General features: G+C 37.4%; 14 protein-coding genes. 11 read left to right on the top strand and 3 right to left on the bottom strand.

Annotation, left to right across the window (positions count from 1 at the left end; translation table 11 throughout):
- The first annotated feature begins 27 nt into the window (after positions 1-27).
- The 9 genes from JWR87_RS05120 to JWR87_RS05080 all read left to right on the top strand — a co-directional run bounded on the left by JWR87_RS05120 (position 28) and on the right by JWR87_RS05080 (position 9434).
- Positions 28-741 carry an FkbM family methyltransferase gene (locus JWR87_RS05120; protein ID WP_297816368.1) on the top strand — a complete coding sequence of 238 codons (714 nt, stop codon included), beginning with the start codon at positions 28-30 and terminating at the stop codon, positions 739-741.
- A gap of 40 nt (positions 742-781) precedes the next feature.
- Entirely contained in the window at positions 782-2062 is a 1281-nt protein-coding gene (locus JWR87_RS05115; RefSeq protein WP_297816365.1) for a hypothetical protein, read from the top strand.
- Positions 2063-2137: 75 nt separating this feature from the next.
- Complete coding sequence (locus tag JWR87_RS05110; RefSeq protein ID WP_297816362.1) at positions 2138-3094, top strand: glycosyltransferase; 957 nt, start codon at positions 2138-2140, stop codon at positions 3092-3094.
- A 14-nt stretch (positions 3095-3108) separates the two neighbouring features.
- Positions 3109-4287 (top strand): glycosyltransferase family 4 protein, encoded by a 1179-nt coding sequence (locus JWR87_RS05105; RefSeq protein WP_297816358.1) that lies wholly within the window; start codon positions 3109-3111, stop codon positions 4285-4287.
- On the top strand, positions 4284-5672 hold the full coding sequence (locus JWR87_RS05100; protein ID WP_297816355.1) for a hypothetical protein: 1389 nt from the start codon (positions 4284-4286) through the stop codon (positions 5670-5672). The genes JWR87_RS05105 and JWR87_RS05100 overlap by 4 nt, the downstream gene beginning before the upstream one ends.
- A 182-nt stretch (positions 5673-5854) precedes the next feature.
- Positions 5855-6988: a glycosyltransferase gene (locus JWR87_RS05095; RefSeq protein WP_297816352.1), complete on the top strand. Its 1134-nt coding sequence runs from the start codon at positions 5855-5857 to the stop codon at positions 6986-6988.
- Positions 6989-7309: 321 nt separating this feature from the next.
- On the top strand, positions 7310-7918 hold the full coding sequence (locus JWR87_RS05090) for an exosortase/archaeosortase family protein (RefSeq protein WP_297816350.1): 609 nt from the start codon (positions 7310-7312) through the stop codon (positions 7916-7918).
- Positions 7869-8438: a WcaF family extracellular polysaccharide biosynthesis acetyltransferase gene (locus JWR87_RS05085; protein WP_297816347.1), complete on the top strand. Its 570-nt coding sequence runs from the start codon at positions 7869-7871 to the stop codon at positions 8436-8438. Before JWR87_RS05090 ends, JWR87_RS05085 begins: the two co-directional genes overlap by 50 nt.
- A 177-nt stretch (positions 8439-8615) precedes the next feature.
- Entirely contained in the window at positions 8616-9434 is an 819-nt protein-coding gene (locus JWR87_RS05080; protein WP_297816344.1) for a glycosyltransferase family 2 protein, read from the top strand.
- A 118-nt stretch (positions 9435-9552) separates the two neighbouring features.
- Here JWR87_RS05080 and JWR87_RS05075 read toward each other — a convergent pair whose 3' ends face one another.
- The 3 genes from JWR87_RS05075 to JWR87_RS05065 all read right to left on the bottom strand — a co-directional run bounded on the left by JWR87_RS05075 (position 9553) and on the right by JWR87_RS05065 (position 11353).
- On the bottom strand, positions 9553-9810 hold the full coding sequence (locus JWR87_RS05075; protein WP_297816340.1) for a hypothetical protein: 258 nt from the start codon (positions 9808-9810) through the stop codon (positions 9553-9555).
- A gap of 217 nt (positions 9811-10027) precedes the next feature.
- Positions 10028-10765, bottom strand: coding sequence for an SDR family NAD(P)-dependent oxidoreductase (locus JWR87_RS05070; protein WP_297816338.1), 738 nt, complete (start codon positions 10763-10765; stop codon positions 10028-10030).
- A gap of 93 nt (positions 10766-10858) precedes the next feature.
- Positions 10859-11353, bottom strand: coding sequence for a metallophosphoesterase family protein (locus JWR87_RS05065; protein ID WP_297816335.1), 495 nt, complete (start codon positions 11351-11353; stop codon positions 10859-10861).
- Positions 11354-11629: 276 nt separating this feature from the next.
- Here JWR87_RS05065 and JWR87_RS05060 point away from each other — a divergent pair, with 276 nt between their 5' ends.
- Both JWR87_RS05060 and JWR87_RS05055 read left to right on the top strand, forming a co-directional pair.
- Positions 11630-12043, top strand: a complete 414-nt coding sequence (locus JWR87_RS05060; protein ID WP_297816332.1) for a hypothetical protein — start codon at positions 11630-11632, stop codon at positions 12041-12043.
- Positions 12044-12065: 22 nt separating this feature from the next.
- The gene (locus JWR87_RS05055) at positions 12066-15002 is read left to right on the top strand and encodes a hypothetical protein (RefSeq protein WP_297816330.1); all 2937 of its coding nucleotides are present in this window, start codon (positions 12066-12068) and stop codon (positions 15000-15002) included.
- The last annotated feature ends 60 nt before the right edge of the window (positions 15003-15062 follow it).

Here is a 15062-nt window from a genome sequence, read left to right as displayed (position 1 = left end):
TAGAAATAAGTGGCCTAAAATGTTATTATGATTCCTGCTATTCTTAAAAGCATCATTCCCCATACCTTTAAGCGTGACGTCAAAGATCATCTTGGAGTTCCATCCCTGCACTGGACTTTAAATAATATTAAAAGATTGGGCTACGAGCCGAAGTTCGCCCTTGACGTGGGGGCTTATGAAGGTGAATGGGCATTATCTTTTACAGAGGTCTTTCCGAAGGCTGAAGTTTTAATGTTAGAAGGGCAAAGCAACAAAAAAGATAAGCTTGAAAACGTGTGTAAGCAGAACCAAAAACTATCTTTTCATATTGCGTTGCTATCCGCTCAGGATGGAAAAAGAATACATTTTTATGAAAATGAAACGGCTAGTCATGTAACTGAAATTGCAGGCCAAAATACAAAAGAAGTTATCAGTGAGTCATTAGACGAAATAATAAAAAGGAAAGCGCTGAAGTATCCTGATTTTCTAAAGCTAGATGTGCAAGGATTTGAGATGGAAATTTTAAACGGTGGAAAGAAGTGCTTAGCAAATGTTGAGTTTTGTTTACTGGAAGTAACGATGATTAATTTGGGTAATACTCACCTTGTTTTAGAAGTAATGAACTACATGAATAGCAATGGTTTTCAGCTGTACGATATCACGCAGCTAATGCGAAGGCCGTTTGACAGAGCTTTGTTTCAAAGTGATTTTCTTTTTATCAAAAAAACATCTTCTTTAATCGCCGCAAAAAGATGGGATTAAGTTCAGTTAGGTTCTAACTTAAAGTTCTGCTACATCAATATTGAAAACCATCCTCATCATCTCCCCTCACTTTCCGCCGTCGAATCTTGCGGCAGTTCACCGTTCCCGTTTGTTTGCTCAACACCTCCCTTCTTTTGGTTGGAAGCCTGTTATTCTTACTGTGGATGAAAAATATTATGAAGAAAAATTAGATTGGAACCTGCAAAAGCTTCTACCGGAAGATTTGAGAATTGAAAAAGTAAAGGCATTTAAAACAACCAAACCAAGATTAATAGGAGATATAGGATTGAGGGCTTTTTTTCAATTATATAAGAAGGCAAAAAAATTAATTAAAGAAGAAAAAATAGATTTTTTATATATTCCAATTCCTTCTTTTTATGTTGCGCTATTAGGACGTTGGCTACATACTACTACAGAAATTAAATATGGAGTAGACTATATCGATCCATGGGTGCACTATTTTCCGGGATCTGGTAAAGCCTTCTCGAGGCACTGGTTTAGTACGCAGATAGCTAAAATTTTAGAACCGATCGCCATTAAGAAAGCGTCTTTAATAACAGGTGTTGCAGAAGGATATTATAAAGGTGTTCAGGAAAGAAACCCAGGGCTAGCAAAAAATCGTTTGTTTGCTGCAATGCCTTATGGCGGAGAGAATATGGATCATAGCAAGGTACAAGGAATGGGTTTGAAACCTTATCTTTTTGAAACAAAGGCTGACAAGATTCAGTTAGTTTACGCAGGTGCAATGTTGCCAAAAGCGTTTAAACCGTTAGAGAACATATTCAATGCAATGATCGCTAATGTTGATAATTTTAAGGATGTTGAAATCCATTTTATTGGTACTGGCACTTCCCCAAATAACGCGACAGGTTACAATATAAAGTCAATAGCAGAGAAGTATGGATTGTGGCACAATGTAGTGTTTGAATATCCTGCACGAATTCCTTACCTGGATGTGCTGGTTCATTTAAATGCTGCAAAAGGAGTTTTTATCCTGGGCAGTACCGAGCCTCATTATACTCCGTCAAAAGTATACCAGGGAGTTTTATCAAAAAAGCCGATATGGGCGGTGCTTCATAAAAGCAGCACGGCATGCCAGGTTATAAGTGCATCTGGTGCAGGCATTGTTTTAGATTTTGACGGTGAAGAAGGACTAGATACAATAGCTGAAAATTTTGCCGATAGCTTTCATCAATACAAGTGTTTCTTGGCTCAATATGATTTCGAAAAAATAAAACAAGCTGAATTTGAAAAATATTCAGCTTATAATGTGACGGGATCGTTAGTAAAGCTACTGGACATAGCTACAGCAACACTTTAATGTACTTCTCCTTTGAAATAAAGGTGTGGGATGCAGGTTTTATTAACAGCTTGGTAAACGAACTTGATTTACGGAATGGCTACATCAACGAGCGAGCTTTCAACACCTATTAGTGTTATATTACCTGTATACAACGGGGGAGAATATCTTATGCTATCCGTACAAAGCGTGCTTGAACAAAGCGTCGATGATTTCGAGTTTTTAATTCTTGACGATTGTTCTACCGATGGAAGCTGGAATTATATTAATTCTATTGGTGACCCTAGGGTCAGCGTTTTTAAGAATGATAAAAACAGCGGCCTTTTTTTCAACTTAAACTTTTTAATAAAAAAGTCAAAGAGTCGACTCATTAAGCTCTGGTCGCAAGACGACATCATGTATAAGAACTGCCTGGAAACAGTAATTGAGTTTCATCAAAAATATCCTGAAATCGGATTTAGTTATAGTGGCCGTGACATCATTGATAGAAAAGGTGAAATTATCAGAAGAAATGATGAGGATAAAACGCCTGAGATAATATCTACTGATTTGCATGCGCTGATTGCTTTTTTTACCGGATCGATAGCTGGTAATATTGCAAATGTTTGTCTCAATTCAACGGCCTTAGATAAGATTGGATTGTTTAAGGAGGATATGAAAATATCTGCTGATTTTGATATGTGGGTGAGACTGGCTAAATATTACAGTACAGGATTCATTAGAGATAGTTTGATCCAATTAAGAGATCATACCGGGCAGTTAAGCCGCAACGAAAGCTTATTGATAAATCACGTGCGTGAAGATTTGCAGATTTATCGATACCTCCTAAGTTATGTAAGTGACCCAATTAAGAAGAGAGGTTTATCGATGCTTCGAAAACACAAGTTTGTTTTTTACTATACGCTTATGATAAAAACTTTATTGAAAGGGAAGATCGCAGCTTTTTATGCTTATTATAAACAACTGTCTTCTTTTGATAATTTTTTTATTTTGACTTTCTATTTTATAAAGGGGAAATTGTTTAAACCGGGAAAACCGGAATTCATAGTATAAATAGCCGACTTAACATGAAGTCGAAAAAACGACTGGCAATAGTTACTACTCACCCAATACAATATAATGCCCCTCTTTTCAAATTGCTTAATGAGGAGAGCTGTTTTACTATTAAAGTATTTTATACCTGGAGCCAGTCAAAGCAAAAAGTGTTTGATAAAGACTTTGGTTTGTCGGTTGCGTGGGATATTCCTTTGTTAGATGGTTATGACTATAAGTTTGTTGATAATGTTTCAGCTACTCCCGGTTCTCATCATTTCAAAGGCGTCATAAATCCTACTTTAAATTCAGCGATTGAAGATTGGAAAGCAGATGCAATGCTCGTATATGGCTGGGCTTTTTCAAGTCATTTAAAAGCAATAAGACACTTCCATAAAAAGATACCGGTATTATTCAGGGGCGACTCTACTTTGTTAGATGAATCCTCCCGATATTCAGTAAAAAAATTAGTAAGACGATTATTCCTAAGATGGGTATATAGTCATGTTGATTTTGCTTTGTATGTTGGTTCTGCAAACAAAAAATATTTTGAGTCTGTTGGTTTTAATTCAAAACAGCTATTGTTTGCACCTCATGCCATAGATAATAGCAGGTTTACAACAAATGAATATGGTTTTTGCCAGGACGCAAAAAAATGGCGTCTCCGGTTGGGGATTCCTGAGAAGGACCTTATTTTTTTGTTTGCCGCTAAACTCATAAAGAAAAAGGATCCCGAGTTATTAATAAATTCATTTCTTAGGCTAAAAGCTTCTTCAACGTGGTTAATATTAGTGGGTAACGGAGAATTAGAAAAGGAGCTGAAAGAAAAGTACAAGTCTTTTTCCAACGTTAAGTTCATTGATTTTCAAAATCAGAGTAGAATGCCAGTTGTTTATAGATTAGGAGATGTGTTTGTTTTACCATCGAGGGGGCCTGGAGAAACATGGGGGTTAGCTTTGAATGAGGCAATGGCATGTGGTAGAGCAGTGATTGCAAGTGATAAATGCGGAGGAAGTGTTGACCTAATTGAAAATGGTAAGAATGGATATGTTTTTAAAAATAGCAACACAGAAAGCCTGAAAAGTAGGATGAACGAAATTCTGTATAATTACAAGGAATTCGGAATTTGTTCAGGGGAAACAATTAAAGAATGGAACTACTCGAAAACGGTTGATCAAATAAAAAGCGTCTTTAAGCATACAATTGCCGGATGAATAAAATAGACATTAGTGGTTTAGGTGGATTAATGGTACTTGTATCAGCATTGTCTTTAGCAATGCCTAACAGTCTTTACGTAATTGCAGGATACGCAGTACTCTTATTAATAATTGTTCTTACCTGGAGACTATACTTACCTAATGTTTTTACATTTATGATGTTCTATCATTGGCTGCAAATTATCACCTATATCTTCTTTATAAATAGCTCCTGGAAAGGAGATATGAGTTTTCTTACCAAATCTTCCGGGTCAGCATTCTTTTATTCTTTAACCGGCCTTGTTGTAATGTCAATTATTTTTTCGCAGGTAGCTTACAAAAACCTTCAGATTTCAATAGCGGTTTTTGAAGAAGCATTGAATAAAATTAATCCTCAAAAGGTGCTTTACCTGTACTTGGCTTTGTACTTTATGTCGGGTGTGTTAAGTAGGGCTGCATTTGGGTTTGGTGGATTAACTCAGGTATTTATAAATATTGCATTATTGAAATGGGCAGGCTTTGTCTTGTTGGGCTACTTAAGTTTTAAGAATAAGCAATACCGAATTTTTTTTCTCATTGCTTTTGCATTGGATTTTGTTGGTGGACTTCTAAGCTTCTTCTCATCGTTTAAAGATGTGTTCTTTTATACCGCTATTATTTTTATGACCTTCATTTCAAAAATCAATTTCAATGTAAGCTTTAAAGCAACAGTACTAGGTGTTTCATTGTTTTTCATGGCTGTAATATGGACAGTTGTAAAAGGCGATTACCGTGGATTTTTAAATGAAGGCAGCGGCCAGCAGGTGGTAAATGTTTCGCAGGAAAAGGCATTCGATAAATTATCAAATTTAGTATCATCAGTAAATAAAGAATCTATTAATGAAGGTATAGGTTCGTTTTTTTACCGTCTCCAGTATGTCTATCATCTAGCGAAAAGTATCGATATGGTTCCTGCTAATATTCCATTTCAACAAGGGGCAGTGTGGCGGCAAACTGTTGAGTTTGTTACTGTTCCCCGAATATTAAATCCTAATAAAGGGTCATTAGATCATTCGGTAAAAGCTAGTAAATACACAGGTATTCACTTTTCCGGCGCATCAAGAGGTGTTTCTTTCAGCCTGGGATATTTTGCTGATTGTTATGTTGATTTCGGAGTTCCGGGTATGTTTGTAGCCCTTGCAATAATAGCTTTTATTTTCGCTAAGATTTACCGTTTTTTCCTCCTAAAGGCCACGGGTAACATAGTAGTTAATTATTCCATTGTCATTGCCTTTTTTGTTCAGTTTAGCTTTTTCGAAATGGACGGAACTTTTATGTTTGGCCGTCTGTTTACTAGTTTTATTGTTTTCCTGGTTCTTAAATACACACTTTTTCCTCGAATGGAAAAATTTATCAGTTACTAAAATTCAATCTTTAAGTATTTTTTCATTGCAGAAATTAAGTTACGTTTTTCTATGTGCCCACCATTCGGTCTTCTTTGAGGCATCGTTGCGTCGCACATTTGTACGTCAAATTGTAACGCTTCAAATCAAGTTTGTATCATTAATGCATCAATGGCAATTCTTATATGATTAGCAGAAAAAAAATGCTAATTTTTTATGATTGGTTTTATCCCGGTTTCAAGGCCGGAGGGCCTATACAATCTTTAACCAATCTTGCCGTAGCATTAACTCCTGATTTTGATATTTATGTTATAACCGGTGCCTGCGATTTAAATTCAGAAACACCTTACGATAACATTAATGTAAATAGCTGGAACACCGTACAGCTGAACGAAAACGCTGTACCTATTACTGTTTTCTACGCTTCGAAAAAGACTTTAAACAAACAGAAAGTTGGCAGTCTGATAAGGGAAGTAAGCCCTTCTGTAGTTTATCTAAATGGTATTTTTTCCTATAGGTATTTCATGTTGCCGCTATTAGCACTAAAAGCATTTAAAAGCGATATCAAGGTAGTGGTTTGTCCCCGGGGGATGCTAAAGAAAGGTGCACTGTCAGGAAAAGCGTTTAAAAAGAAAATTTACATTAGTTATTTAAGATTTTCCCGGTTGCCTAATCGTGTGCATTGGCATGCTACATCTGCTGCAGAACTTGTTGACATAACTAGCCACTTCCCAATTAATCAAGGAGTTTCTGTTGCAGACAACATTCCCAAAAAGCCAGTTGCCCAATTTTTGCCCATATTTAAGGTAGCAGGCGAATTGAGGCTTGTTTATTTGTCTTTAATTAATGAGCACAAAAAATTACTGTTGTTGCTTCAAGCGATAAATGAAATAGACGATAAGATTTCACTAGACATTTATGGCCCGGTTGTAGATTTTGCATACTGGCAAAAGTGTGAAGAATTAATAAAACAAATGACTGGCAAAGTGCAATATAAAGGGGTTGTTGAACCAGCAAAAGTTCAACGCCTGATTGAGAACTACCACGCTTTCATTTTATTTACAAAGGGAGAAAATTTCGGACATGCGCTATTTGAAAGCCTAAGCGTTGGAAGACCTGTAATTACAAGCCACTTCACTCCCTGGCAAAGTCTCTATGAAAAACATGCAGGGGCAAATGTAGATTTAAACAGCACCGATGATTGCATTGATAAGATGACAGTTTTTTTAAAAATGACCCAGGAAGAATATAATATTTTTTGCTCCGGTGCCCACGTTTTGGCAAAGAACTATTATAATAATTTGGAAACCGGGCAAAGGTATAAGCAGCTCTTTTAGCAAGAAAGAACCTGATTATATCATTCACTGCTCTAAAATTATAAGCCCTAAAACGGGCTTTTTTTATTTTACCCAAAACCTGATACCCTTCAGAAAAACGACTTATATGTAGTTCCCCCATGCAATTTTATATTGGATAGGACGTTCTGTATTTTAAAGTTTTCATCTGGTAGCAAAGGGAGCCTGATGCTAAACCGCTATTACAGTAGGCGCTATGTATTATAATAGTAAATATTGTTTAAAAAGTGAATTAAAATAATTTAATACACAGTGCTATTAATATAATTACTTTTGAGAGAGGAAAGATATTATTATAAAAATATGAACTTTATAAAAAGTATTTTAAATAAAAATCCGGCTTACTTTTTTTTATTAAAGTTCTTATTTACCTTTTTTACACTCTATTTTTTTTTCCCGTTTTATCGTGGAGTGATTGCTCCCGGGGGGCAAATTTACTTTCCATATTTTGAAAGTCATTTTAATTTGGTTACAAGCCTTACAAGTTTTCTTACATGTTCTGCTAAATTTTTATTAGAGGCCGCTGGTTTTGATATCTTTCAAAATAACTACCAATCTTTACGAATTGGATATTCAAAAGGTGTTACTGTCAATCCTTCTTGCCTTGGTTGGGCTGTGATGAGTTTTTGGGTTGCATTTGTATTTGCAAATAAAGGAGCTTTACAGTACAAGCTGAAGTGGATGACGTTTGGACTTGTGGCAGTTTTTCTACTTAATATTACACGCATAGCTTTAATAGCCGTCGCTAACCATTTGAACTGGCAACCCATTACTTCCCTGGATCATCACCAAACTTTCAATGTGGCTTCTTATGTTTGTATAGCTATACTCATAGGCTGGTATATAAGTGTGCAAAAAAAATATGAAAGGATTAATTCTGCAGGACAAGGCAGTGAATTTGTCGCAATATGATAATAGCTGGTATAAGCCCGGACCAAAATGGAAGAGAAATTTATGGTTAGTAGTAAGCGTGCTTTTCTTCAACAATGGCTTTGCAATTTTCAACGGTTTAAAGTGTTCAATACTCCGCCTGTTTGGCGCTAGAGTTGGAAAAAGGGTGCTTATAAAACCCTCAGTAAACATAAAATATCCCTGGTTCTTGCACGTTGGCAGCGACGTTTGGATAGGAGAAAAAGTTTGGATAGACAATTTGGGCTTAGTGACAATAGGAAACAACGTTTGCATTTCACAGGGAGCACTTTTATTAACAGGTAACCATAATTACAATAAATCTTTTTTCGATTTACTGATCGGTACTATCATCCTTGAAGATGGAGTGTGGATTGGGGCCAAGTCTATAGTTTGCCCTAATGTTATTTGTAAAACTCATGCTGTGCTTGGCGTTTCGTCTGTTGCTACTAAAAATCTCGATGCTTATACAATATATCAGGGAATGCCTGCAGAGAAAATTAAAATGCGAATTATTACTTAATTCCTTATTTGGGAAAATATTTTATCTCTTTCTGCGTTTACATACATAATAATCAAAAGGTTACTAAAAAGATTGATAGACTGGAGGCAGCGGAAAGCGTTGATAACGATGAAGAAACACGTTTTCAATTTTCAATAACTAGGATAAATTTTAAAAAAAGTATAATATTTCAAATTTATGAAAGTCTCGATAATTACCGCTACTTACAATAGTGAACGTACTATTAAAGACACTATTTCTTCTGTAAAACAACAGACACATAAAGACATTGAACATATTATTATTGACGGCGCTTCTACCGATAAAACAATTAATCTTCTTGATCTATATGGTCACCAGGGTCCTAAATTATCTGAAGCAGATAATGGGATCTATCATGCAATGAATAAAGGAGTTTCGATAGCAGGCGGAGATATTATTGGCATATTAAACTCAGATGATTTCTATTCTGATAGCCAAGTTGTTGAAAAAGTGGTTAAAGCATTTGAAAGTTCTGGCTGCGACGCAGTATACGGAGACCTTGAATTCATCGATAATAAACAGACAAATAAAGTTGTACGTAAATGGATAGCAGGCAGTTACGACAAAAGTCTTTTTTATAAAGGCTGGATGCCCCCGCATCCTACTGTATTCATTAAAAAAGAGGTTTATGAAAAGTATGGTTTATTCAATCTCAAGTTCAAGAGTTCATCGGATTACGAATTATTGTTACGTTTGATGTTAGTGGAAAACATTAAAGTGCAATACATTCCTAAGGTGTTGGTACAAATGAGAACAGGAGGTCAAAGCAACAAATCTTTAGGTAATCGACTTAAAGCACACAAAGAAGATTATTTAGCATGGTTATCTAATGGAATTTCTCCAAGATGGTATACTTTAGCAATGAAACCCTTGAGTAAAATAAGGCAGTTTAAAGTGGCAGACAAAAAGACAATGATGGATCATTTGATGTTGAATAATTTGCTACAGGGTCAAGCTAGTTCAGACGGATTCTAAAATCATGCTTATATTGTATACACATCTTTTTACAACAGGCAAATAACCCTTTTATTCCTTTTCTGTCTCTTTATTCTCTTTTATAGTTCTATTTTTAAATGCTTGTTTTGCATAAAACTTAAACCGAAACAAAGTCATCATCTCCTAAGCTACCTCCTGGCTCTATTATATCATACCCTCCCTCAATTTTAGGTAATTCTTTTCCGTCTGTAGTAAAAATTCCTGAACCTTCTTCTGTTTCCTCATTTTCAACTTTTTCATTTTCGTTGAGGTCACTATCTTCTTTTTTATCTTTAAACTCTTCCGTCTCGTGAAGGATCACCTTTGATCTTTCAATTTCTTTATTTGCTTCTTCAAGGTTTTTGTAGTTGTCCATATGTTACGTTTAATAGTTACTGAAGAATTTAAACTGCAAAACTAAAGCCATAGTGAAAGTTAATATGTGACAAGCGTCTAAGGCTGCTTTCTGTATACAAAGCCGAACATGCAGTATTCTTAATATCCAAAATTCTAAGGCGCCACAATGCTCTGCAATGAATGAAGAAACGATAAGGTAAAGCGGGCAGCGACGGCTATAAGAAATTTTTTTGTTCTCAATTTCTGTTCATGAAATCAAACATCGCTTCCCTGTTTTCATACGAATTTTTAGCCATTGCTATGGGGGCCATTAATTTATCTGTTTTTATAGCATCCATTGCTTCTGCAAGAAAATCTGCCACCGGCATTCCTCCGTGTGACTGTGTTTTATCTGCCCGTCTGTCTGATCCTAATTCTGTATCTACAGCCGGAGGTGCTATTTCAAACACTTTCACAGCTGTGTTTTTTAATTGGTGCCGAAGTGATAAGGTAATGGAATGAATAGCTGCTTTTGTGGCGCAGTAGACAGGCATAAAGGCAATTGGTACAAAAGCTAACCCGGAGGAAATATTTATAATGGCAGCTTCTTTTTTAGCAGAAAAATGTTGCGCAAATAGAGACGTCAGGTGAATAGGCGCTGTAACGTTGGTGTTAATTTCGCTATTTACCCTGTTTAAGTCCACAGGCTTTGTTAAGTCTGTTAATAATTGTAGCCCTGCATTATTAATTAGCACATTTACATTAGGATAATTACTGATTACCCAACTTGCCAGATTTTCCCTGTCACTTGCTTCGGCTACGTCACATACTTGCGTAACAATTTCTTTATGCTTTTGCGCTATTTCGGCTAGCCGTTCTTTACGGCGACCACAAATAATTACTGTATTTCCTAAGCTTAAAAATTCTTCGGCAAATGCCAACCCGATACCAGATGTTCCTCCGGTAATTAATATAGTGTTTCCTGTCGTTTTCATTTTTCGAGTTTTAAAAATGTTGGAAAATGTAATTACTGTATGGTTGAGTGCCCTACTAACTGGGAGCTGGCAAGCTGCCACAGCAACTTGCCTTTATCTTTTCCCTAACTCAATCACTTCGCAATTTTTAATGTCTGTTCCGTCTATTACAAAGCGTACCAGCGTCCTAACTTTATGCCAGCCTTGTTTTCCTGCTGCACCCGGGTTTATATGCAGGCACTGAAACTTCTCATCGTACATAATCTTCAAAATATGTGAATGACCCGAAATGAAAATTTTGGGATGGCTGGCTATCAGTTCAGTTTTTGCCAGTGCACTATATCTTCCCGGGTAGCCGCCAATGTGTATCATTAATATTTTTACATCTTCGCATGTAAACTTTAGTACCTCAGGAAATTTGCTCCTTATAACTTGTCCGTCGATATTTCCAAATACGCCTCGTAAAGGTTTAAACTTCTCTAGGCCCTCCGCTACTTCAACGGACCCGAAGTCTCCCCCATGCCAAATTTCATCGCACTGATCAAAGTGTTTGAAAACGGCCTCATCAAGGTAGTGATGTGTGTCAGATATCAGCCCGATTTTTTTCAATACTTATTTTATTAGATTTAAAAATTTATCCTTTTCGCAATTTCAGTAATTTAGATACTTAAATTTTCCAGCCATAATGCAATTGTATGGTATAATATTTTTTGTTTGACAATTGCTCTATTGTTGCCTATTGAAATGACGTACAAGAGTGCGACGCAACAATGCACAATAGTGGCAATACGGGTGGGCCAACAATGATTTCGAGTATTATCAAAAAAAGCTTTCTTAGACAACTACAAATAATAAGAAAATTAATAAACTAAAAAACGACAGCTTATGCTAAAAATCAGTGAACTAAAAGAAGGTGATCTTGTAATGGCTGAATATGACGGACAATGGAAGGAAGGTGAAGTGACAAACGTGGACCGCCATGATGGAAAGGCGGAAATTACAACTGCAGAAGACCAGAATTTTTGGTATGATCCAAAGCATATTAACCCTATTTTACTTGACGAGTCTTATTTGTTTAAACTGGGTTTTCAGAAGCAGGCGAATGACGATGGATCAATTAAGTACACAAGAGGGGCATTTAGAACGCTGGTGCATGAGCCGGGGAATTTTTCGAACTTTGAAATGTGGTATCGTGAAGACAAGCGGCACATAGCCCACCCGATATACGTTCACGAGTTTCAAAATAACTTTCTCGATATGACCAAAATTCCCTTGATACAAGGTGAGGTTGGCCACTAAGGAGATTAGTAGACAGTATTAAATGAATGCTTTTCACTGTCTTAATGTGAAAGTATTTGCCACATTTCTTTTAGGCTTAAGCAAACAAGGAGGCCTGGTAGAAACAGGGCCCGGATACCTAAAGCGCCAACACTTGCTTCGTACCTTTTCATTTATTTTTTTGTGCCTTTATGCTGTCCCTGGCAACTGCCAGGTTTTTGGCGGCAACCCTTCTTCAATAAAATGGAACCAGATTACAACCGATACTGCAAGAGTTATTTTTCCTGCCGGACTTGAAGATGCAGGGCGAAGGGTTTCATCGATTATACATGAGCTTCAAAAAAATCATACAGAAACGATCGGGAACAAGCTGAGGAAAATAAATATTGTCTTACAAAACCAATCGACAGTCTCAAACGCTTATGTTGGACTCGGGCCATATCGCAGCGAGTTTTATTTAAATGCTCCGTCAAACTCTTTTGAATTAGGTTCTATCAACTGGGTTGATCTTTTGTCTCTGCACGAGTATAGGCATGTTGGGCAATACAGCAATTTTAATATCGGTCTTGCTAAGGTAGCGAGCTTTTTATTTGGACAGGAAGGACAGGCTTTAGCAAATTCTGCCTCAGTGCCTGACTGGTTTTTTGAAGGGGATGCTGTTTTCAATGAAACTGCTTTAACCCGACAGGGCAGGGGGCGGTTGCCCTATTTTTTTAAAGGCTACGAGTCGCTGTTTAAGCAAGACAAGCGATACTCTTACATGAAGCTTCGAAACGGGTCGCTTACAGATTATGTTCCTGATCATTACCAGCTTGGATACTTGCTTGTGGCGTATGGCCGCGAAAAATACGGGGCTGATTTCTGGAAAAAAGTTTCTCATGATGCTGCTGGTTTTAAACCTTTAATCTACCCCTGGCAGGGAGCTGTAAAAAAATATGCACGTGTTTCGTATAAAAAATTTGTAGCCGATGCATTTGCTTTCTACCATAACATGTGGTTTTTGTCTAAAGGAAAAACGGTGAATTACATTACCCCTGCTAACAACAATTATGTATCCGATTACAAGTACCCATATTTAAGCTTTGAGGGATCGCTTATTGTTTTAAAAAGAAGCTACCGCCGTATTCCGGCTTTTTATCGAATACTTCAAAGCGGAAAGGAACAAAAAATTGGGGTAAGAGACATTGCAAATGATGATTACTTTTCTTTTAATACAGGCAATATTGTATATGCAAGCTACAGGGCCGACAAGAGGTGGGGTTATCGGGAATTTAGCGATATAAAAGCGTTGAATATTAAAACCGGCAAAACGCAGAGAATAACCACTAATGGCCGGTTTTTTTCGCCTGACATTTCTCACGACGGACAAAAGGTAGTTGCTGTCGAAATGAGAACAAACCAGATCTCAAACCTGGTTGCTTTAAACCTTAAAGGTGAGACTTTGTTCCGCTCAAAAGCAGCCCGGGGAACTGTATATACTTATCCAAAGTTCTGTTCCAACGATTCTTTTGTTTATACGCCTGTACGGAAAGAGGATGGTAAAATGGCGCTGGTTAAAGTAGAACTTTCTACGGGAAAGGAAACCAGCCTTATTCCTTTTTCTGAGCGCATTTTTGGTTTGCCAACTGTACAGGGCGATACCATTTTTTTTACCAGCTCCTATAGATCAAGTGACGAGATTTGGGCATTTGTTGAAAGTAGCCACAAAACCTTTAGGGTAGCTGTTCATCCAACCGGTCTTTACCAGGGTGTCTACGATGCTGCCAATAAAAGATTAGTAGCATCGAATTTTACTGCTGATGGTTATCGCCTCGCCAGTATTTTCCAGGCAGATTTGCTGTGGTACCCGTTAGAAAACAAAGAAGATGCTCTCCCTGATATCTATACAGTTCAGGCACTGCAACAAGAAAAATATACCACACTTGAAAATATTACGACAAGAAATTTTCCGGTAAAAAAATATGGCAAAGCTTTTAACCTGTTTAATTTCCATAGCTGGAGACCCGAGTACAGCGATCCCGAATTCTCCCTAATGCTCTTAGGGCAAAACGTGCTTAATACCCTGCAGACCGGGATGTATTATACTTACAACCGAAATGAAAGCAGTCATAAAGCGGGGGTTAATGCTATTTATGGCGGCTGGTTTATTCAGCCCTTAGTAGGAGCAAGTCAAACATGGAACCGTTCTATCTCCTTAAACAGAACATCTAACGTGGTAAGTGACAGCATTGCAAATTATAGCGAGTTCAATGTCAACGCCGGGCTTCGGCTTCCTCTAAATTTTTCTTCGGGGAAACAGTACCGCAACCTTACCGCAACTGCTACTATTAACAGTCAATCTATCAGAGGAACCGGTATTTATAAAAATTTTGTTCGAAGCCAAACTTCTAATTACTGGCAGGGAAGGTTGCAATACTCCGGGCAAATTCAAAAAGCTCCGCAACAAATCTATCCTCGATGGGCTCAGAACCTGTTGCTTCAATACCGCAGTACTGTCAACCGAATAACTGCCAACCAGTTTCTCGCTAATGGTTCCCTTTTTTTACCCGGTTTTCATATAAACCATAATGTCGTTTTTACCGGCGCCTACCAGAGACGCGATACGCTTGGTCAGTACCCGTTTTCAAACAATTTTCCATTCTCGCGCGGATATTCAGGTGTCGATTTTCCCCGAATGTTTAGGATTGGTGCTAACTATCATTTCCCGCTGTTTTATCCCGATTGGGGAGTTGGTAACATGGTTTATTTCAAGCGCCTGAGGGCAAACGCTTTTTACGATTACACCAGGATAAAAAGTTTGCGCACGGGTAATAAGTTTTCGCTTAACTCGGTCGGAGGCGAACTATTCTTTGACACCAAATGGTGGAACCAACAAGATGTTTCGTTCGGTATCCGTTACAGTCGCCTGCTGGACTATAATACTCTTGGGCTACAACAGCCAAATAAATGGGAGATAATTCTGCCGGTTGGATTATTTTGATAACCTTTTTTGATACCGGCATTAATTCTCCGATTGATCATTGTTGCGTCGCAATCCGTT

The sequence above is a fragment of the Segetibacter sp. genome, assembly GCF_025963695.1.
GTDB lineage: Bacteria > Bacteroidota > Bacteroidia > Chitinophagales > Chitinophagaceae > Segetibacter.
This window is presented reverse-complemented; position numbering and strand designations above follow the sequence as displayed.

What these genes read in the sequence shown, in the direction of transcription:
- JWR87_RS05085 (WP_297816347.1), top strand. Translation starts at nt 7,869, where the DNA reads ATGAAAGGATTAATTCTGCAGGACAAGGCAGTGAATTTGTCGCAATAT.
- JWR87_RS05120 (WP_297816368.1), top strand. Translation starts at nt 28, where the DNA reads ATGATTCCTGCTATTCTTAAAAGCATCATTCCCCATACCTTTAAGCGT.
- JWR87_RS05055 (WP_297816330.1), top strand. Translation starts at nt 12,066, where the DNA reads ATGAATGCTTTTCACTGTCTTAATGTGAAAGTATTTGCCACATTTCTT.
- JWR87_RS05110 (WP_297816362.1), top strand. Translation starts at nt 2,138, where the DNA reads ATGGCTACATCAACGAGCGAGCTTTCAACACCTATTAGTGTTATATTA.
- JWR87_RS05105 (WP_297816358.1), top strand. Translation starts at nt 3,109, where the DNA reads ATGAAGTCGAAAAAACGACTGGCAATAGTTACTACTCACCCAATACAA.
- JWR87_RS05060 (WP_297816332.1), top strand. Translation starts at nt 11,630, where the DNA reads ATGCTAAAAATCAGTGAACTAAAAGAAGGTGATCTTGTAATGGCTGAA.
- JWR87_RS05095 (WP_297816352.1), top strand. Translation starts at nt 5,855, where the DNA reads ATGCTAATTTTTTATGATTGGTTTTATCCCGGTTTCAAGGCCGGAGGG.
- JWR87_RS05090 (WP_297816350.1), top strand. Translation starts at nt 7,310, where the DNA reads ATGAACTTTATAAAAAGTATTTTAAATAAAAATCCGGCTTACTTTTTT.
- JWR87_RS05100 (WP_297816355.1), top strand. Translation starts at nt 4,284, where the DNA reads ATGAATAAAATAGACATTAGTGGTTTAGGTGGATTAATGGTACTTGTA.
- JWR87_RS05075 (WP_297816340.1), bottom strand. Translation starts at nt 9,810, where the DNA reads ATGGACAACTACAAAAACCTTGAAGAAGCAAATAAAGAAATTGAAAGA.
- JWR87_RS05070 (WP_297816338.1), bottom strand. Translation starts at nt 10,765, where the DNA reads ATGAAAACGACAGGAAACACTATATTAATTACCGGAGGAACATCTGGT.
- JWR87_RS05080 (WP_297816344.1), top strand. Translation starts at nt 8,616, where the DNA reads ATGAAAGTCTCGATAATTACCGCTACTTACAATAGTGAACGTACTATT.